This is a genomic window from Pseudomonas sp. MNR3A, from assembly GCF_009650575.1.
In the GTDB taxonomy this organism is placed as follows: domain Bacteria; phylum Pseudomonadota; class Gammaproteobacteria; order Pseudomonadales; family Pseudomonadaceae; genus Aquipseudomonas; species Aquipseudomonas machongensis.
Genome location: NZ_VZZS01000002.1, coordinates 144,795 through 164,239, shown reverse-complemented (window position 1 = coordinate 164,239; position 19,445 = coordinate 144,795). Strand labels below are relative to the sequence as shown.

The window sequence follows — 19,445 nt, the reverse complement described above, 5'->3', positions numbered from 1 at the left end:
CATAACCTGTAGGAGCGGCGGTTCGGCGCTCCGACTTGCCCGCGAAGAGGCCGGGTCAGTTGGCGGTGAGCTTGAGGTTGTCAGCTGCCGGCTTGCCGTCGAAGGTGGTCACACCTTCAAGCCAGCGGGCCTTGTCTTGCGGGTGGTCCTTGAGCCACTGGCGTGCCGACTCCAGCGGGTCCTTGTGATCGAGCAGCGGCTGCATCATGCGGCTCTCGTCCTCGGCGCTGAATTTCAGGTTGGCCAGCAGGCGGTTGGCGTTGGGGCAGCGTTCGGCGTAGTCGGGCGCGGTGACGGTCCACACCGTGGCACGGCCTTCGTCCGGGCCCAGGGCGTCCTGGCTGTCGCCCAGGTAGACCATGTCGATGTTCACGTTCATCGGGTGCGGCGCCCAGCCAAAGAACACCACGGCTTCATTGCGGCGCACGGCACGATCGACGGCGGCAAGCATGCCGGCTTCGCTCGACTCGACCAGCTGGAACTTGCCCAGGTCGAACTTGTTGCTGGCGATCATCGCCTTGATCTGGGTGTTGGCGCCCGAGCCTGGCTCGATGCCGTAGATCTTGCCGCCCAGTTCCTTCTCGAACTTGTGGATGTCGGCAAAGCTCTTCAGGCCCTTGTCGGCCAGGTACTTGGGTACTGCGAGCGTGGCGCGGGCGTCTTCCAGGCTGGGCTGGTCGAGGACCTTGACCTGCTTGGCATCGACGAACGGGGTGATGGTCTGGGTCATGATCGGGTTCCAGTACCCGAGGAACATGTCCAGGCGCTTGTCGCGGATGCCCGCGAAGATGATCTGTTGCGAGGCGCTGGTCTGTTTGGTCTGGTAGCCCAGGCCGTCGAGCAGGACCTGGGCCATGGCGCTGGTGGCGATGACGTCGGTCCAGTTGACCACACCGAGGCGCACGTTCTTGCAGGCGGCGGGCTCGGCGGCGAACAGCGGGGTGACCACGGTGGTGCTGAGAGCGAGGGACAACAGGCTGCGGCGGATAAAGCGATGCATGGTGGCTCTCCATCGGCAGTGCGTATTGTTATGGGATCCGGCCTCTGCGGGCCGTGGGAAAAAAATTACGCCCATGGCACAGTGGGCAATCGCACGCTGGCGACCAAGAGTTGCACTGCAGCGACCACCCACTTCCCAGGAGTAAGCGATGCCGGAAACGATCCAGTTTCTTCTCTTGCCGGGGTTTTCTGCGTTGGGCTTCATCAGTGCGGTGGAGCCCTTGCGGGTGGCCAATCGCTTTCGGGGAGCGCTGTATCGCTGGCAGGTGCTGAGCTTGGACGGCGGCCCGGTGCAGGCCAGCAACGGCATGTCGGTCAATGCCGACCAGGCGCTGTCTGACAGAGAGCGGGGAGGGATGCTGCTGGTTGTCGCCGGCTTCGAGCCGCTGGCCTGCTACGGCCCGGTGCTGCAACAGGCGCTGCGGCGGGTAGAGCATGATGGCGGCACGCTCGGCGGTATCGATACCGGTGCGCTGGTGCTGGCCGAGGCGGGCCTGCTCGACGGCTATCGCGCGACCTTGCACTGGGAGGCGCTGGAAGCGTTCAAGGAGCGTTATCCACGCCTGCAGGCGACCCAGGAGCTGTTCGAGATCGACCGTCGACGGATCACCTGCGCCGGGGGGACCGCCTCCATCGACCTGATGCTCGACCTGATCGCCCAGGCCCACGGCAGCGAACTGGCGATCCAGGTGTCGGAGCAGTTCGTGGTCAGCCGCATCCGGCCGCGCCAGGATCACCAGCGCATGGAGATCGCCACCCGCTACGGCATTCGCAACAAGAAGCTGGTGAAGGTGATCGGCGAAATGGAGCGCAACACCGAGCAGCCGCTCAACACCCAGATACTGGCCGATGCCGTGCAGGTGACCCGTCGCCAGTTGGAGCGCCTGTTTCGCCTGCACCTGGACGACACGCCCAGTGGTTTCTACCTGCGACTGCGGCTGGACAAGGCTCGGCAACTGCTGCGCCAGACCGATATGAGCGTGCTTGAAGTGGGGGTAGCGTGCGGGTTCGAGTCGGCGTCGTATTTCACCCGCTGTTATCGGGCGCGGTTCGAGCGCTGCCCGCGGGAGGACAGGTTGGCCAGGGCGGTGTGATGGGGTCAGCGCTGGCCCTTTCGCGGGTTTGCCCGCGAAAGGGCCATTAGAGTCACTGTTGCCCCACCGACTGCAGATACTCCGAGCGCTCGTCGCTACGCTGCGCCACGCAGGTATTCCACGCCGCTTCAAAGGCCTTGCTGCCAGGTTTCTCGGCATAGGTCTCGACCTTGCAGTCGGCATCGCGCAACTGGGTCCAGAGCTTCTCGGCCGCCTCCATGCGTCCGCTGAGCGCAACGGCCTTGTCGTTTTCATCCGCATACTGGTCACGGATGCGCTGGATCAGGTCGTCGTAGGCGGCCTTCAGTTCGCGTTCGGCGGTCTGCTTGTTGTACGCCGCGCACGCATAGGTCTGCTGGTCGGTCTCGACATTGTCGCAGGGCGTGCTTTCTTCTTCGGCGGCCTGGGCGCCCAGCGCCACGAACAGCAGTACCAGCCATGCCTTTGATTTCATCCGTTTTCTCCTGAACAGGCTGACGAATCGTCGAGATTCTCGCTCAGCCTAGAGCCGGGTGGTAGAGGGCAAGGAAAATGTTCATGAACGGTTCTTGTCGAGACTTGCTCTCATTGCCAAGCGGCGTGCCAGAGCATGCCATGTCGCTCATTGACGCTTTCGGCAAACCCCCTGTCGTTTTTGCATCGGGGCGACAAGGGCCGCAGGCATATGCTGGCCCCAAAGCGCCGGCACACGATTCGGCGTCGCCCAACTCGACAAAAGGGGACAGCCTGATGAGCCCAGCCGAATTACACGCCGACAGCATCGTCATCGATGGCCTGATCATCGCCAAGTGGAACCGCGAGCTGTTCGAAGACATGCGTAAAGGCGGGCTGACCGCAGCCAACTGCACCGTGTCGGTCTGGGAAGGTTTCAAGGCCACGGTCGACCAGATCGCCGCCAGCCAGAAGCTGATCCGCGAAAACAGCGACCTGGTGATGCCGGTGCGCACCACTGCCGACATCCGCAAGGCCAAGGAGCTGGGCAAGACCGGCATCCTCTTCGGCTTCCAGAACGCCCATGCGTTCGAAGACCAGATTGCCTACGTCGACGTGTTCAAGCAGCTGGGCGTGGGCATCGTGCAGATGTGCTACAACACTCAGAACCTGGTCGGCACCGGTTGCTACGAGCGTGATGGCGGTCTGTCGGGCTTCGGCCGCGAGATCGTCGCCGAGATGAACCGTGTCGGCATCATGTGCGACCTCTCGCATGTGGGCTCCAAGACTTCCGAGGAAGTCATCCTCGAATCGAAAAAGCCGGTCTGCTACTCCCACTGCCTGCCGTCGGGCCTTAAAGAGCACCCGCGCAACAAGTCCGATGAAGAGCTGAAGTTCATCGCCGACCATGGCGGCTTCGTCGGCGTGACCATGTTTGCGCCGTTCCTGGCCAAGGGCATCGACTCGACCATCGACGACTACGCCGAGGCCATCGAGTACACCATGAACATCGTTGGTGAAGACGCCATCGGTATCGGCACCGACTTCACCCAGGGCCATGGCCAGGACTTCTTCGAGTACCTGACCCACGACAAGGGCTACGCCCGTCGCCTGACCAACTTCGGCAAGATCATCAACCCGCTGGGCATCCGCACTGTGGGCGAATTCCCCAACCTCACCGAAACCCTGCTCAAGCGCGGCCATTCCGAGCGCGTGGTACGCAAGATCATGGGCGAGAACTGGGTGAACGTACTAAAAGACGTCTGGGGCGAGTGAGTACTGCTGGGGCCTACTGCGCGCACCGATCGCTGCGTCAGGCCCTCACGAAAAGCTCGCCGTGCCTCGGCACTGTCTCGCTTTTCGCTTCGGCCCTTCCTTGCGCTCGGCGCGCTCGCTACGGTCCCAACAGCACTCACTGCGGCTGTTTATAAAAGCAAAAGCCAAAGCGGCTTTTGACCGAATCCAAAAATTTTATGGAGTTGAGTTTCCATGGCCAAGATCGCCCCGCAATTGCCTATCGAAGTCGACAGCGAGACCGGTGTCTGGACGTCCGATGCCCTGCCGATGCTGTACGTACCGCGGCATTTCTTCGTCAACAACCACATCGGTATCGAGGAGGTGCTGGGCGCCGACGCCTATGCCGAGATCCTCTACAAGGCAGGCTACAAATCCGCCTGGCACTGGTGCGAAAAAGAGGCCGAGTGCCATGGCCTGGAAGGCGTGGCGGTGTTCGAGCACTACATGAAGCGCCTGAGCCAGCGTGGCTGGGGCCTGTTCGAGATCCAGGACATCGACCTCGACAAAGGCACATGCAGCGTCAAGCTCAAGCACTCGGCGTTCGTCTACGTGTATGGCAAATGCGGCCGCAAGGTCGACTACATGTTCACCGGCTGGTTCGCCGGTGCCATGGACCAGATCCTCGCTGCCCGTGGCAGCTCGATCCGCACTGTGGCGGAGCAGGTCTATGGCGGTTCTGAAGAAGGTCACGAAGATGGCCTGTTCGTTACAAAGCCGTTGTAAGCCGGAGAGAGCGTCATGGCATTCGAAGCAATGTTCCAGCCGATCCAGATCGGCAAGCTGACCATCCGCAACCGGGTGCTCAGCACCGCGCACGCCGAGGTCTACGCCACCGACGGCGGCATGACCACCGAGCGCTACGTGAAGTACTACGAAGAGAAGGCCAAGGGCGGCATCGGCCTGGCCATCTGTGGCGGCTCGTCGGTGGTGGCCATCGACAGTCCGCAGCAATGGTGGGCCTCGGTGAACCTTTCCACCGACCGCATCATTCCGCACTTCCAGAACCTCGCCGACGCCATGCACAAGCATGGCGCCAAGATCATGATCCAGATTACCCACATGGGCCGTCGCTCACGCTGGGACGGTTTCCACTGGCCCACGCTGATGTCGCCGTCCGGCATCCGCGAGCCGGTGCACCGCGCCACCTGCAAGACCATCGAGGTGGAAGAGATCTGGCGGGTGATTGGCAACTACGCCCAGGCCGCGCGCCGGGCGAAGGAAGGCGGACTGGACGGCGTGGAGCTGTCGGCGGTGCACCAGCACATGATCGACCAGTTCTGGAGCCCGCGGGTCAACAAGCGTACCGACGAGTGGGGCGGCAGCTTCGAAGGCCGCATGAAGTTCGGCCTGGAAGTGCTCAAGGCGGTACGCGCCGAGGTCGGTGACGATTTCTGCGTGGGTATGCGTATCTGCGGTGACGAGTTCCACCCCGATGGCCTGAGCCACGAGGACATGAAGCAGATCGCCGCGTACTACGACGCCACCGGCATGATCGACTTCATCGGCGTGGTCGGTTCGGGTTGCGACACCCACAACACCCTGGCCAACGTCATCCCCAACATGAGCTACCCGCCGGAGCCATTCCTGCACCTGGCGGCCGGCATCAAGGAAGTGGTCAAGGTCCCGGTGCTGCACGCGCAGAACATCAAGGACCCGAACCAGGCCACGCGTATTCTCGAAGGCGGCTACGTCGACATGGTCGGCATGACCCGTGCGCACATGGCCGACCCGCACCTGATCGCCAAGATCAAGATGGGCCAGATCGACCAGATCAAGCAGTGCGTCGGTGCCAACTACTGCATCGACCGTCAGTACCAGGGCCTGGACGTGCTGTGCATCCAGAACGCCGCGACGTCCCGTGAATACATGGGCGTGCCGCACATCATCGAGAAGTCCACCGGGCCGAAACGCAAGGTGGTGGTGGTCGGCGCCGGCCCTGCCGGCATGGAGGCCGCACGGGTGGCCGCCGAGCGTGGCCATGACGTCACCGTGTTCGAGAAGAAGGAGCAGATCGGCGGGCAGATCACCATCGCCGCCAAGGCACCGCAGCGCGACCAGATCGCCGGCATCACCCGCTGGTACCAGCTGGAGTTCGCGCGCCTGAAGGTCGACCTGCGCCTGGGCACGGCGGCAGACATCGCGACCATCCAGGACCTGCGCCCGGACATCATCGTGCTGGCAGTGGGCGGTCATCCGTTCATCGAGCAGAACGAGCACTGGGGTGCCGCCGAAGGGCTGGTGGTCAGTAGCTGGGACGTGCTCGACGGCAAGGTTGCGCCGGGCAAGAACGTGCTGGTGTACGACACCATCTGCGAATTCACCGGCATGTCCACCGCCGACTTCATCGCCGACAAGGGCAGCCAGGTCGAGATCGTCACCGACGACATCAAGCCGGGCGTAGCCATGGGCGGCACGACCTTCCCGACCTACTACCGCAGCATCTACCCCAAGGAAGTGATCATGACCGGGGACATGATGCTGGAGAAGGTCTACCGCGAGGGCGACAAGCTGGTGGCGGTGCTCGAGAACGAATACACCGGGGCCAAGGAAGAGCGTGTGGTCGACCAGGTGGTGATCGAGAACGGCGTGCGTCCGGACGAGGAGCTGTATTACGGGCTCAAGGAGGGTTCGCGCAACAAGGGCCAGATCGACATCGATGCCCTGTTCGCGATCCAGCCGCAGCCGATCCTCAGCCAGCCTGGCGAGGGCTACCTGCTGTACCGCATCGGCGACTGCGTGGCCCAGCGCAACGTGCATGCGGCGATCTATGACGCCTTGCGGCTGTGCAAGGATTTCTGATCGCACAGGCATGAACACCGCCGCCGAGGGCGGGATTGGCCCCCTGTGGGAGCGGGTTTACCCGCGAATGCGTCAGTACTGACATCACCGTTGCCTGAACGGACGCATTCGCGGGTGAACCCGCTCCCACAGGGTCCGCGCCGCACTTGAGAGTGGCGCAAGAATCCAGCTGTTGTGGGAGCCTCCCATGTTGAACACCCTTCTACCCATCCTGCTGTTCGCCGCGCTCGCCCTGGCGGTGCTCGGGGCTCTGCGTCGTGTGCGCATGTGGCGGCGCGGACGTCCAAGCAAGGTCGACCTGCTCGGTGGCCTGCTGGCCATGCCGCGGCGTTACCTGGTCGATCTGCACCATGTGGTCGAGCGCGACAAGTACATGTCCAAGACCCACGTCGCCACTGCAGGCGGCTTCGTGCTGTCGGCGCTGCTGGCGATCCTGGTGCACGGCTTCGGCCTGCAGAGCAAGATCCTTGGCTACGCACTGCTGGTGGCCACGGTGATCATGTTCAGCGGCGCGATCTTCGTCTTCAAGCGTCGTCTGAATCCGCCCGCTCGCCTGTCCAAGGGGCCGTGGATGCGTCTGCCGAAAAGCCTGCTGGTGTTCGCCGCGAGCTTTTTCATCGCCACCTTGCCGGTCGCGGGCATCCTGCCGGCCAATACCGGCGGCTGGGTGATGGTCGGCATTCTTGGCCTAGGCGTGCTGTGGGGTGTGTCGGAGCTGTTCTTCGGCATGACCTGGGGCGGGCCGATGAAGCACGCCTTCGCCGGTGCCCTGCACCTGGCCTGGCACCGCCGTGCCGAGCGTTTCGGTGGCGGTCGCTCCACTGGCCTCAAACCGCTCGATCTGGAAGACCCGAACGCACCGCTGGGTGTGGAGAAACCGGTCGATTTCACCTGGAACCAGCTGTTGGGCTTCGACGCCTGCGTGCAGTGCGGCAAGTGCGAGGCGATGTGCCCGGCATTCGCCGCCGGCCAGCCGCTGAATCCGAAAAAGCTCATCCAGGACATGGTCATCGGCCTGGCCGGTGGCACCGATGCGACCTTTGCCGGTAGCCCGTACCCCGGTAAACCGGTGGGTGAGCACGGCGGTCATCCACACCAGCCGATCGTCAGCGGCCTGGTCGATGCCGAGACGCTGTGGTCGTGCACCACCTGCCGCGCCTGCGTCGAGGAGTGCCCGATGATGATCGAGCACGTCGATGCCATCGTCGACATGCGCCGTCACCTCACGCTGGAAAAGGGCGCGACGCCGAACAAAGGCGCCGAGGTGCTGGACAATCTGATCGCCACCGACAACCCCGGCGGCTTCAACCCCGGTGGGCGGATGAACTGGGCCGCCGACCTGAACCTGAAACTGCTGTCGGAGGTGAAGACCACCGAGGTGTTGTTCTGGGTCGGTGACGGCGCCTTCGACATGCGCAACCAGCGCACCCTGCGTGCCTTCGTCAAGGTGCTCAAGGCCTCGGGTGTGGACTTCGCCGTGCTGGGCCTGGAGGAGCGCGACAGCGGAGACGTGGCCCGCCGCCTGGGCGATGAAGCGACCTTCCAGCAACTGGCCAAGCGCAACATCCAGACCCTGGGTCAATACCGCTTCCAGCGCATCGTCACCTGCGATCCGCACAGTTTCCATGTACTGAAGAACGAATACGGCGCCCTGGGCGGCGAGTACCAGGTGCAGCACCACAGTACCTACATCGCCGAATTGATCGCCGCCAACAAGCTCAACCTCGGCCAGCACAAGGGCGGTAGCGTGACCTACCACGACCCGTGCTACCTGGGGCGCTACAACGGCGAGTACCAAGCCCCGCGCGACGTGCTCAAGGCCTTGGGCATCGAGGTGCGCGAGATGCAGCGCTCGGGCTTCCGTTCGCGTTGCTGTGGCGGTGGCGGCGGTGCGCCGATCACCGACATCCCAGGCAAGCAGCGCATTCCCGACATGCGCATGGATGATATCCGCGAGACCGAGGCCGAACTGGTGGCGGTGGGTTGTCCACAGTGCACGGCAATGCTTGAAGGTGTGGTCGAACCGCGGCCACAGATCAAGGACCTGGCCGAGTTGGTCGCCGATGTGCTGATCGAGGACGACGCCCCCGCCGCCGCGAGCAAATCGAACCAGGTAAAACGTGAACCTGCGGAGGTGCACTGATGAGCGACATCATCCGCCGCGATCCTCGCGCCGAGTGGATTGCCCGTAACCGCCTGCATCCGCTGCACGCGGCGATGCAGACGCAACAGACCCGCTGGATGGGCCCCCATGGGCTCATCCGCAAGAATCCTCACGCCATCGCCGCCGGTTTCATCGGCCCCAGTGGCCTCAAGCGTATCGACCGCAGCGGCGCCCAGCAGGGCACGGCGATCGGTGGTCGGCGCACGGCAGCCGCCGAGGTGCAATTGCCCTTGCATCAAGTGGCGGATCCGGCGTTCTACATCGCCGTGGTGCCTGACATGGTCGGTGGCCGCCTCGGCAGCCACGACCGCGACCTGCTCGGCCTTGCCCGCAGCCTTGCCGGCAGTGACGGTGCGGTGCTGGCGGTGGTGTTCGGTGAACACAAGGAAACTAACTTTTCCACAGCCGGCGTCGACCGCCTGCTGGTCATTGAAGGCGAAGCGTTCGAAGGTTACGTGCCCGAGCAGCTTGTCCAGGGCTTGCGGGCTGTGGATAACGAGTTCGCGCCACGACACTGGCTATTACCCGACAGCCGCACCGGTGGCGGCGAACTGGGTCGGCGTCTGGGCGCCGCCTTGGGCGAGCGCCCGGCCACGCGGGTCTGGCAGATCAAGGACGGCCAGTGCATCGGCCGCGCCGGTGCCGGTCAGCAGGACCTGCAGAGAGGTCTGCCGCGCCTGATCCTGGCCGCCGCCGAATGCGCCGAGCCGGTCAGCGAAACCCGTCACGAAGCGTTGCCGGTGGAGTTGTCCACAGGCGTGGCGCGCAGCCTGTCGCGTATCGAAGACCTGGGGCCAGTCGCGGTGGATCCTGCCTCGATCGCCATGGCCGAGTCGGAATTCATCGTCTCCGGTGGTAACGGCGTGAAGGACTGGGAGCTTTTCCACAGGGCGACCGTGGCGCTTGGCGCTACCGAAGGCGCTTCGCGGGTGGCGGTGGACGACGGCTTCATGCCGCGCAACCGTCAGGTCGGGGCCACCGGCACCTGGGTCACGGCGCGGGTCTACGTGGCTGTGGGTATCTCCGGGGCGATCCAGCACCTGCAGGGGATCGGTGCCTGCGACAAGGTGGTGGCGATCAACATGGACCCCGGCTGCGACATGATCAAACGGGCCGACCTGTCGGTGATTGGCGACAGCGCGGCGATTCTCCAGGCGCTGATCGAGGCTGTGGACAACTACCGCAGCGGCGCTCAGCGCGACGCGGCATAAGGGCACGAGCATGAGTACGAAAGTCATCAGCCTGGTTTCCATCGGTGCCCACCCCAGCTCTGGCCGCGCCCGCCGCGCCGAGCAGGATGCACGCGCTGTCGAATTGGGCTTGCAACTGGCTGGGGATAACTTGCAGGTGGTGCATGCCGGCGACCCGCGCGAAGAGGCCCTGCGCGCCTATCTGGGTATGGGCCTGGAGCATCTGGATGTGCTCGAGCAGCCTGCGGGGGCCGATGTGCTGGGGGTACTGGGGGATTACCTGCGCGATGCCGGTGCCCAGTTGGTGCTCACCGGCAGCCAGGCCGAGACGGGTGAAGGCTCGGGCATGTTGCCATTTCTGCTGGCCGAGCGGCTGGGCTGGCCGTTGGTGGTGGGCCTGGCCGAGGTGGAGTCGATCGAGAATGGCACCGCCCAGGTCCTGCAAGCCTTGCCGCGCGGTCAACGACGCCGGTTGAAGGTGCGCCTGCCGTTGCTGGCGACTGTGGATAACGCGGCGCCCAAGCCGCGCCAGAGCGCCTTTGGCCCTGCACGGCGGGGTGTGCTGGCAGCGCGTAACGTGGCGGTGGTGGAGGATCAGTTGCTCGAAGGCGACGCCTTGCAGCCTGCCCGCCCGCGGCCCAAGCGGCTCAAGGTGATCAAGGCCAAGAGCGGTGCCGACCGGATGAAGGCGGCCACGGCCAAGGCCAGCGGTGGCGGCGGCAAGGTGCTCAAGGATGTTTCTCCACAGGAGGGCGCCGAGGCGATCCTCAAGTTGTTGGTGGAGGAAGGCGTGTTGCGCTGACTGGTTGGGGCTTGTAGGAGCGGGCTTGCCCGCGAAAAGAACATCGCACTGCCTGGCACGGGCTACGCCCGTGTTCGCGGGACAAGTCGCAGCGGCGAACCGCCGCTCCCACTGGGATTGGGCTGGCTTCTAGATTTTGAGCAAGACAGTTGCTCCCAATGGGATTGGGCTGGTCTTTAGACTTTGAACAAGACATCTGCCCCCAGAGGTACCGCACCCGCCGAACGCCCGGTCTTCACCAAGACGAGAGTTGCCCACCAAAACTGTTCGCGACCCTGTGAATAAAGTGTTCGCGCTTCTCTACAGCCCTTTGATATCAATGCCTGTAGAGGATTGATCAAAAAACATACAGCCCGCTTCGTGAATCGCCCGTGGCAATCACGGGTCATTCCCATAATGTTTCCCACAATCACTGTTGGCGGCTCTGTGGATAATATGTTGGGCAACCGCTAGATGCCTTGATTTCATTGGCCTGCAAGATAATGATCAATAATTGATCAAAACCCCGATGATCGCTCTCAAGATCATGATTGATAAGGCTCCTGGGCCATTATCCACAGCACTTTTCCAACAGACCTGCATGTGCTCACAAAATCTGTTGGCGTATCTGTGGACAAGGTGTTCGATATTGCCTGCAGGCCTTTGAATCAAAGGCTTGCAAGGATTTGATCAAATAATGATCAATCGGCTTTCGGCAGATATTCGATTCCTGTCCACAGCCCATCTGAACAACTCTGTGGATAACATGTTCAGTTCCTCTGGATTACGATGTAAAACGCCACGGCCGATCACTCGGCCGTGGCGTTTATCACCCTCCGTGAAGGCTTACTGAACCTTGACTTCCTTCAGGTATGGCGCGGGCTCTGCACCCAGGTTGGCCAGGACGCGGTTGCTGTACCAGTCGATGAAGTTGACCACACCGAACTCGTAGGTCTTGGAGTACGGGCCCGGCTGGTAGGCGGTGGAGTTGATCCCGCGCTGGTTCTCTTCGGCCAGGCGGCGGTCCTGGTCGTTGGTGGCGTCCCACACCTTGCGCATCTGCTCGGGATCGTAATCGACGCCCTCGACGGCATCCTTGTGCACCAGCCACTTGGTGGTGACCATGGTTTCCTGGGCGCTGATCGGCCACACCGTGAAGACGATCATGTGGTCGCCCATGCAGTGGTTCCAGGAGTGCGGGAGGTGCAGGATGCGCATCGAACCCAGGTCGGGGTTCTTGATGCGGCCCATGAGCTTCTTGCACGCCTGCTTGCCGTCCATGGTCATCGATACGGTGCCCTTGAGCAGTGGCATGCGCACGATGCGGTTACGCAGGCCATGGCTTTTGTGCAGGTATGGAATCTTCTCGGCTTCCCAGGCAGCGGCGGACGCGGCGACGTGGTCCTTGAACGCCTGGTCGGCGCGCGGATCGTTGGTGTCGTCCCACTCCAGCAGGGTCTTGAGCAATTCCGGGTGCGAACCGTTGCAGTGGTAGCACTCGCGGTTGTTTTCCAGGACCAGCTTCCAGTTGGCCTTTTCCATCAAGGTGGTCTGCACGGCCACCTTGGCGTTCTCCATGTCGTACGGTTCCATGTAGTGGTCGAGCGTGGCGAGGAACTCGTCGATGGCCGGCGGATTTTCCGCCAGGCTGATGAAGATGTAGCCGCCAGCGGTCTTCACGTTGATCGGCTTGAGGCCGTACTGATTCATGTCGAAGTCGGCGCCCATCTCGGTGCCGGCGAACAGCAGGCGGCCGTCGAGCTCGTAGGTCCACTGGTGGTATGGGCAGACCAGCTTGGCCACCTTGCCCTTGTCGCTGACGCACAGGCGCGAACCGCGGTGGCGGCAGACGTTGTGGAAGGCGTGGACCTTGCCTTCGGTGCCGCGAATCACGATCACCGGGTTCTTGCCGATCTGCAGGGTCAGGTAGTTGCCTTTCGCCGGAATCTCGCAGGTCATTCCCGCGATCAGCCACTCCTTGTGGAAGATCTCCTGCATGTCGATCTGGAACAGGCGCTCGTCGCAGTAGAACGGCTGCGGCAGCGAGTAGGTCCGCTCGCGGGTCTGCAGCATCTCGGCGGTGGCCTTGCGTGCAGGTTCCAGTGGATCGCCCAGGCTCAGGGTTGCGGTGACGTCCATCGTTATATCCTCAAGGCCGTTGTCGGCCGGCGAAAGGTGGCTAATCGTTGTTGTGGTTGGCGCAAGGCTGTCAGCGAAAGAACAGCGGTTCTATTTGCCGAGGAGTGTGCGTTCGCGCCGTTCGCGAACCATATCCATGGGCGACATGGCCGAATCGAATTCCGACGCGCCAGCCCTTGTACCTCGGGGCTGGTCGCGATAAGCACGCCGATGTCGCGGATGGGAATGTGCGACGTCTCGGCGTTGCGCATTATCGCAACCATAAGAAGGCCGATAGTCGGCTGCTGGAGAAGAACATGTCCGAAACCTTCCTCAATCCGGTCACCACCCAGACCTGGGCCAACGGCCGCCACATCGTGCGCTGCGTCAAGGTCATCCAGGAGACCTGGGACGTGCGCACCTTCTGCTTCATGGCCGACCAGCCGATCATGTTCTTCTTCAAGCCGGGCCAGTTCGTGACGCTGGAGCTGGAGATCGAAGGCAAGCCGGTGATGCGTTCCTACACCATCTCCAGCTCGCCTTCAGTCCCCTACAGCTTCTCGATCACGGTCAAGCGCGTGCCTGGCGGGCTGGTGTCGAACTTCCTCCACGACACCATGCACGAGGGCGCAGAGCTTCCCGTACACGGCCCGGTCGGTTTGTTCAACGCCATCGACTTCCCGGCCGCGAAGGCGCTGTACCTCTCCGGCGGCGTCGGCATCACCCCGGTGATGTCCATGGCGCGCTGGTTCTACGACACCAACGCCAACGTCGACATGGTGTTCGTGCACAGCGCCCGCTCACCCAAGGACATCATCTATCACCGCGAGCTGGAACACATGGCCTCGCGCATCCCCAACTTCAGCCTGCACATCATTTGCGAGAAGCACGGCCTGGGCGAGCCCTGGGCGGGCTATCGCGGCTACCTGAACCAACGGCTGATGGAGCTTATCGCGCCGGACTATCTCGAGCGGGTGATCTTCTGCTGTGGCCCGACGCCCTACATGAACGCGGTCAAGCGCATGCTCGAAGCGGTCGGCTTCGACATGAAGAACTACCACGAGGAATCGTTCGGTGCGACGCCGGCCGAGGCCAAGGCCGATGCGGTCGAGCACGCCGAAGCGGCCGCCGAGGCGCCGGAAGTGGATGTGGCCGACCTCAACCTGGTGGAGTTCGTCGGCAGCGAGAAGAGCATCCGCATCGCCCCGGGCGAGACGGTGCACGCGGCGGCGGCGAAGGTCGGGCTGATGATTCCCAAGGCCTGCGGCATGGGCATCTGCGGCACCTGCAAGGTGCTCAAGCTCGGCGGTGAGGTAGAGATGGACCACAACGGCGGGATCACCGAGGAAGACGAAGCCGAAGGGTACATCCTGTCATGCTGCAGCGTGCCCAAGGGGGATGTGCGGATCGAGTATTGATCCGTTGCACCGTACCTGCAGGAGCGGCGAACCGCCTCTCCTGCAGGATTTGCGTGTTCAGGTCCTGAACCGCGCCACCAACCCGTTCAGATCCACCGCCAGACGTGACAGCTCGGCGCTCGCCATGCTGGTCTGGTGTGCGCCGGTCGCGCTCTGCACCGACAGGTCATTGATGTTCACCAGGTTGCGGTCCACTTCGCGGGCCACCTGAGCCTGCTCCTCGGCGGCGCTGGCGATCACCAGATTGCGTTCGTTGATCTGCGCCACGGCGCTGGTGATGGTGTCCAATGCAAGGCCAGCGCCGCGAGCGATGTTCAGGGTCGATTCGGCTCGATCGGTACTGGTGCGCATCGATTCCACCGCATGCTCGGTGCCGCCCTGGATGCTGCCGATCATCCGCTCGATCTCGCTGGTCGACTGCTGGGTGCGGTGGGCCAATGCCCGCACCTCGTCGGCTACCACCGCGAAGCCCCGTCCAGCTTCACCGGCACGTGCCGCTTCGATGGCGGCGTTGAGTGCCAGCAGGTTGGTCTGGTCGGCCAGGCCGCGGATCACGTCCAGCACCTTGCCGATATCGCGGGACTGCCCGGCCAGGTCCTCGATCAGCCTGGCGGTGGTCTGCACGTCGCTGCTCATGCGCTCGATGGCGCCGACCGTCTCGATCACCAGGTCGCGGCCATCGCCAGCGGAGCGGCTGGCTTCACCCGAGGCCTCCGAGGTGCTGACGGCATTGCGTGCGACCTCTTCGACAGCGCTGGTCATCTCGGTAACCGCAGTCGCTGCCTGCTGGATCTCGTTGTTCTGCTGGGCAAGGCCGCGCGCGCTTTCGTCGGTGACGCTGTTGAGCTCCTCGGCGGCCGAGGCGAGCTGGGTGGCAGAGCCTGCGATCAGTTGCAGGGTGTCGCGCAGCTTGTTCTGCATCTTGGCCATGGCCTGCAGCAGACGAGCGGCTTCGTCGGTGCCGTCTGTGGTGACGTGTTGGGTGAGGTCGCCTTCGGCGATCTGCTCGGCGGCGCGCAGGGCGTCGTCGATCGGACGCACGATACTGCGAGTCAGGATCAGGGCGAACAGCAGTGTGAGCACCGTGGCAGCGACCAGCAGGCCGATCACCAGCATGAAGGCACTGTCGTACTGGCGTGCGGCTTCCTCGTTGGTCTTGCGCGTCTGCGCGGTGTTGATCTGCAGCAGGTGTTCCATGGCCTTGTTGATCTGGTCCGAGTTGGCCAGCAGGTCGCGGTTGAGCATCTCGCGCATAGGGTCGAGCTGGCCGGCCTGGCTCAGGCTGCGCATGCGCGCTTCGAGCTGGCGGTACTGTGTCAGCAACTGGCCGAACTGGTCGAATGCGGCCTGTTCCTCAGGCTCGGCGATCAGTGGCGCGTAGGCGCTGCGGGCCTTGTCGATCTGGGCGTTGCGTTCGTCCATCAGGCGAATGGTATCGGCCTGGGATTCCCGGTTGACCAGCAGGCGATAGGACAGGGTGCGCAGACGCAGGTTGAGCGCGGTCATTTCGTCCAGCAGCTTGATACTCGGGACATTGACCTGCTCGATGATGATGCCCGCCTGCCGGATGTTGCCCATCTGGATGAGTGAAAAAATACCCAGGCTAAGCATCAGCACACCGATCAGGGAAAAGCCGAGCAGGGCGCGTGGGGCGATATTCAGATTGCGTAGGGACATGACGTCGAGATCCGGAGGGAAGGCTCGCGTCCATGCGAAGGAATTTGACCTACCTGCCTATCGGTCGGAACGCACGAGTCTTTAGGCAACGGGGGGCTAAACGAGGATTTACACTCGTTCTTCCTGACAGGCGGTTGATCCAGGCCGGAACAAGGTGCCCGCAAGCCTGTCAATCTGCCGGAACACACCCTCCCTTACCTGATTTTTAATGGCGGGGGCGCGAGCTTTTCTTTATCGTGTGCGCCCTTTGCAACAACCGAGATAGACGCATGTTGGAAGCATCCCTGAATCAACTGGAGCAACTGGTCGGCGACCTGATGCACAAGAACGCGCAACTGACCGAGCAGAACCAGAAGCTCGACCAGGAACTGGCCCAGGCCAAGGAAGAGAACGAGACCCTGCAGCTGTCGCTGATGGAGCAGGAAGAGAAGCACGGCGCTACCGCCGCACGTATCCAGGCGCTGGTCGAGCGTGCCAGTGCAGGTGTCGTAGGCGCATGAGACTGCAAGCGCAGCCGATCAATGTGGTGAACATTCTCGGCACCGACTACTCGCTGAAGGCGCCCGAGGGCCAGGAAGAGACGCTCTCGCAGGCCGTGCGCATGCTCAACGTCGCTCTGGCCGAGACCAAGCGCAACTACCCCACATTGATCGGCGACAAGTTGCTGGTGCTGGCAGCTTTGAACCTGTGCTCCAAGCAGATCGAACTGCAGCGCGAGCACGCGCAGACGCTGGAGCGCACCCAGGCGAAGGTGGATGCTGCGGTGGACGCTATCGCCCGGACCATTGGCGAGGCCTGAACCAGGCTCTAGGCAGGACGACTGTCCTGCTGATGATCTTGAGCTGACGCGTTCTGCGTGGGAGCGGAAAAGCCCGCTCCCGCCGCGAGCCCTCTTGCTCAGCCGCCGATGATCGCGCGGATATCCGCCGCCAGCTCTCGCACGCGTGCTTCCTGGGTATCCCATGAGCACATGAAGCGTGCGCCGCCGCTGCCAATGAAGGTATAGAAGCGCCAGCCCTTGTTACGCAGGGCCTCGATGGCGAACTCCGGCAGTTGCAGGAACACCCCGTTGGCTTCCACCGGGAACATCAGTTCGACACCCGGCAGATCACGGACCAGCGAAGCCAGTAATTGCGCGCAATGGTTGGCATGTTGTGCGTGACGCAACCAGGCGCCGTCTTCCAGCAGCCCGACCCAGGGCGCCGACAAAAAGCGCATCTTCGAGGCCAGTTGCCCGGCCTGCTTGCAGCGATAGTCGAAGTCTTCGGCCAGTTCGCGGTTGAAGAACAGGATCGCCTCGCCCACCGCCATGCCGTTCTTGGTGCCCCCGAAGCACAGTACATCGACGCCCGCCTTCCAGGTCAGCTCCGCCGGCGAACAGCCGAGGAACGCACAGGCGTTGGAGAAGCGTGCGCCGTCCATGTGCAGGTTCAGGCCCAGTTCCTTGCAGGTGGCGCTGATCGCCTTGAGCTCGTCGGGGCGATACACGCTGCCGACTTCGGTGGCCTGGGTGATGGTGACCACGCGCGGCTTCGGATAGTGGATGTCCTGGCGTTTGAGCGCGACCTCGCGGATCGAGTCCGGGGTCAGCTTGCCGTTGACGCTGCGTGCGGTCAGCAGCTTGGAGCCGTTGGAAAAGAACTCAGGCGCGCCGCATTCGTCGGTTTCGACGTGGGCGGTCTCGGAGCAGATCACGCTGTGGTAGCTCTGGCACAGCGAGGCCAGGGCCAGGGAGTTGGCGGCCGTGCCGTTGAAGGCGAAGAACACCTCGCAGTCGGTCTCGAACAGCTTGCGGAAGTATTCCGAGGCGCGTTCGGTCCACTGATCGTCGCCGTAGGCGCGCTCATGGCCCTGGTTGGCCTTTTCCATCGCCGCCCAGGCTTCGGGGCAGATGCCGGAATAGTTGTCGCTGGCGAATTGTTGGTTGTTATCGGTCATGACGCCTGTCCTTTTTACGACGCAAGGCAGCACTCTAAACCATCGATTCAGCAGTTGCCTATACAAGCCGGGTGTGGGGTGTCAGTGCCGGCCTCTTCGCGGACAAGCCCGCTCCTGCAGGGGCGCCACGGCACCTGCACCACAATGTCGTAAACGCGCCATTGCAAGGCGCGCGCAGGCATCTGTGCCCTCCGGCCCAGTCATACCATCGCTGCAAAGGGTGAGAAGACCCTCATCAGACAAGAAGCGATCGCTGCCGGGAGAAACACGATGTTCAGCAAGCAAGACCAGATCCAGGGTTACGACGATGCACTGCTGGCGGCGATGAATGCCGAGGAACAGCGCCAGGAAGATCACATCGAGCTGATCGCCTCGGAGAACTACACCAGCAAGCGCGTGATGCAGGCCCAGGGCAGCGGCCTGACCAACAAGTACGCCGAAGGCTATCCGGGCAAGCGCTACTACGGTGGTTGCGAGCACGTCGACAAGGTCGAGGCACTGGCCATCGAGCGCGCCAAGCAGCTGTTCGGCGCTGATTACGCCAACGTCCAGCCGCACTCCGGCTCCTCGGCCAACAGTGCGGTCTACCTCGCCCTGCTGCAGGCCGGTGACACCATCCTGGGCATGAGCCTGGCCCACGGCGGTCACCTCACCCACGGCGCCAAGGTGTCGTCCTCGGGTAAGCTTTACAACGCCGTTCAATACGGAATCGACACCAATACCGGCCTGATCGACTACGACGAAGTCGAGCGCCTCGCCGTCGAGCACAAGCCGAAGATGATCGTCGCAGGTTTCTCGGCCTACTCGAAAACCCTCGATTTCCCACGCTTCCGCCAGATCGCCGATAAAGTCGGTGCGCTGCTGTTCGTCGACATGGCCCACGTTGCCGGCCTGGTCGCTGCGGGCCTGTACCCGAATCCGATTCCTTTCGCCGACGTGGTCACCACCACCACCCACAAGACCCTGCGCGGCCCGCGTGGCGGCCTGATCCTGGCCAAGTCCAACGAAGAGATCGAGAAGAAGCTCAACGCCGCCGTGTTCCCCGGCGCCCAGGGCGGCCCGCTGATGCACGTGATCGCCGCCAAGGCGGTGTGCTTCAAGGAGGCGCTGGAGCCCGAGTTCAAGAGCTACCAGAAGCAGGTCATCGAGAATGCCCAGGCCATGGCCCAGGTGTTCATCGAGCGTGGCTACGACGTGGTCTCCGGCGGCACCGACAATCACCTGTTCCTGGTCAGCCTGATTCGCCAGGGCCTGACCGGCAAGGATGCCGACGCCGCCCTCGGCCGCGCCCACATCACCGTCAACAAGAACGCCGTGCCCAACGACCCGCAGTCGCCGTTCGTCACCTCGGGCCTGCGCATCGGCACCCCGGCCGTCACCACCCGCGGCTTCAAGGTTGCCCAGTGCGTGGCGCTGGCTGGCTGGATCTGCGATGTGCTGGACAACCTGGGCGACGCTGACGTCGAAGCCGATGTCGCCAAGAACGTCGCCGCCCTGTGCGCCGACTTCCCGGTCTACCGCTGAGTGGAGTAGAACACC

16 protein-coding genes and 1 pseudogene are annotated in these 19,445 nt (G+C 63.2%); 11 read left to right on the top strand and 6 right to left on the bottom strand.

Features of this window, described 5'->3' with window-relative positions; genetic code table 11:
• Positions 1 to 55: 55 nt before the first annotated feature.
• Complete coding sequence (gene choX / locus F6X62_RS00975; protein WP_054891721.1) at positions 56 to 1,000, bottom strand: choline ABC transporter substrate-binding protein; 945 nt, start codon at positions 998 to 1,000, stop codon at positions 56 to 58.
• 148 nt (positions 1,001 to 1,148) lie between these two features.
• Between choX and F6X62_RS00970 the strand changes: the two genes are divergently transcribed.
• Positions 1,149 to 2,093 (top strand): GlxA family transcriptional regulator, encoded by a 945-nt coding sequence (locus F6X62_RS00970; protein WP_153772442.1) that lies wholly within the window; start codon positions 1,149 to 1,151, stop codon positions 2,091 to 2,093.
• Between the two features lie 52 nt (positions 2,094 to 2,145).
• Here F6X62_RS00970 and F6X62_RS00965 read toward each other — a convergent pair whose 3' ends face one another.
• Positions 2,146 to 2,547, bottom strand: a complete 402-nt coding sequence (locus tag F6X62_RS00965) for a lysozyme inhibitor LprI family protein (protein ID WP_054891723.1) — start codon at positions 2,545 to 2,547, stop codon at positions 2,146 to 2,148.
• 275 nt (positions 2,548 to 2,822) lie between these two features.
• Here F6X62_RS00965 and F6X62_RS00960 point away from each other — a divergent pair, with 275 nt between their 5' ends.
• The 6 genes from F6X62_RS00960 to F6X62_RS00935 all read left to right on the top strand — a co-directional run bounded on the left by F6X62_RS00960 (position 2,823) and on the right by F6X62_RS00935 (position 10,776).
• Positions 2,823 to 3,800, top strand: a complete 978-nt coding sequence (locus F6X62_RS00960) for a dipeptidase (RefSeq protein ID WP_009404077.1) — start codon at positions 2,823 to 2,825, stop codon at positions 3,798 to 3,800.
• Positions 3,801 to 4,013: 213 nt separating this feature from the next.
• Positions 4,014 to 4,544: a DUF5943 domain-containing protein gene (locus tag F6X62_RS00955; protein WP_054891724.1), complete on the top strand. Its 531-nt coding sequence runs from the start codon at positions 4,014 to 4,016 to the stop codon at positions 4,542 to 4,544.
• Between the two features lie 15 nt (positions 4,545 to 4,559).
• Complete coding sequence (gene dgcA / locus F6X62_RS00950; RefSeq protein ID WP_054891725.1) at positions 4,560 to 6,620, top strand: dimethylglycine demethylation protein DgcA; 2,061 nt, start codon at positions 4,560 to 4,562, stop codon at positions 6,618 to 6,620.
• 187 nt (positions 6,621 to 6,807) lie between these two features.
• Positions 6,808 to 8,763 (top strand): dimethylglycine demethylation protein DgcB, encoded by a 1,956-nt coding sequence (gene dgcB / locus F6X62_RS00945; protein ID WP_153772441.1) that lies wholly within the window; start codon positions 6,808 to 6,810, stop codon positions 8,761 to 8,763.
• Positions 8,763 to 9,995, top strand: a complete 1,233-nt coding sequence (locus F6X62_RS00940; RefSeq protein WP_153772440.1) for an electron transfer flavoprotein subunit alpha/FixB family protein — start codon at positions 8,763 to 8,765, stop codon at positions 9,993 to 9,995. Before dgcB ends, F6X62_RS00940 begins: the two co-directional genes overlap by 1 nt.
• A 10-nt stretch (positions 9,996 to 10,005) precedes the next feature.
• Entirely contained in the window at positions 10,006 to 10,776 is a 771-nt protein-coding gene (locus F6X62_RS00935) for an electron transfer flavoprotein subunit beta (protein WP_054892141.1), read from the top strand.
• 825 nt (positions 10,777 to 11,601) lie between these two features.
• Here F6X62_RS00935 and gbcA read toward each other — a convergent pair.
• On the bottom strand, positions 11,602 to 12,894 hold the full coding sequence (gene gbcA / locus F6X62_RS00930; RefSeq protein ID WP_054892142.1) for a glycine-betaine demethylase subunit GbcA: 1,293 nt from the start codon (positions 12,892 to 12,894) through the stop codon (positions 11,602 to 11,604).
• 296 nt (positions 12,895 to 13,190) lie between these two features.
• On the opposite strand from gbcA, the gene gbcB reads away from it, so the two are divergent.
• Complete coding sequence (gene gbcB, locus F6X62_RS00925) at positions 13,191 to 14,291, top strand: glycine-betaine demethylase subunit GbcB (RefSeq protein ID WP_054892143.1); 1,101 nt, start codon at positions 13,191 to 13,193, stop codon at positions 14,289 to 14,291.
• A gap of 57 nt (positions 14,292 to 14,348) precedes the next feature.
• Here the strand turns inward: gbcB and F6X62_RS25535 are convergent, their stop codons facing one another.
• Complete coding sequence (locus F6X62_RS25535; protein ID WP_371926193.1) at positions 14,349 to 15,212, bottom strand: methyl-accepting chemotaxis protein; 864 nt, start codon at positions 15,210 to 15,212, stop codon at positions 14,349 to 14,351.
• A pseudogene (locus F6X62_RS25530) lies at positions 15,204 to 15,968 on the bottom strand (MCP four helix bundle domain-containing protein); the annotation flags it as partial. The pseudogene F6X62_RS25530 and the gene F6X62_RS25535, both read right to left, overlap by 9 nt.
• Before the next feature lie 269 nt (positions 15,969 to 16,237).
• On the opposite strand from F6X62_RS25530, the gene F6X62_RS00915 reads away from it, so the two are divergent.
• Positions 16,238 to 16,468 carry a hypothetical protein gene (locus F6X62_RS00915; RefSeq protein WP_054892145.1) on the top strand — a complete coding sequence of 77 codons (231 nt, stop codon included), beginning with the start codon at positions 16,238 to 16,240 and terminating at the stop codon, positions 16,466 to 16,468.
• A complete protein-coding gene (locus tag F6X62_RS00910; protein ID WP_054892146.1) occupies positions 16,465 to 16,767 on the top strand; it encodes a cell division protein ZapA in 303 nt (100 codons plus the stop codon). The genes F6X62_RS00915 and F6X62_RS00910 overlap by 4 nt, the downstream gene beginning before the upstream one ends.
• A gap of 98 nt (positions 16,768 to 16,865) precedes the next feature.
• On the opposite strand, the gene F6X62_RS00905 is transcribed toward F6X62_RS00910, so the two are convergent.
• Positions 16,866 to 17,906: a low specificity L-threonine aldolase gene (locus F6X62_RS00905; protein WP_153772438.1), complete on the bottom strand. Its 1,041-nt coding sequence runs from the start codon at positions 17,904 to 17,906 to the stop codon at positions 16,866 to 16,868.
• A 270-nt stretch (positions 17,907 to 18,176) separates the two neighbouring features.
• On the opposite strand from F6X62_RS00905, the gene F6X62_RS00900 reads away from it, so the two are divergent.
• Positions 18,177 to 19,430 (top strand): serine hydroxymethyltransferase, encoded by a 1,254-nt coding sequence (locus F6X62_RS00900; protein ID WP_054892148.1) that lies wholly within the window; start codon positions 18,177 to 18,179, stop codon positions 19,428 to 19,430.
• Positions 19,431 to 19,445: the final 15 nt, after the last annotated feature.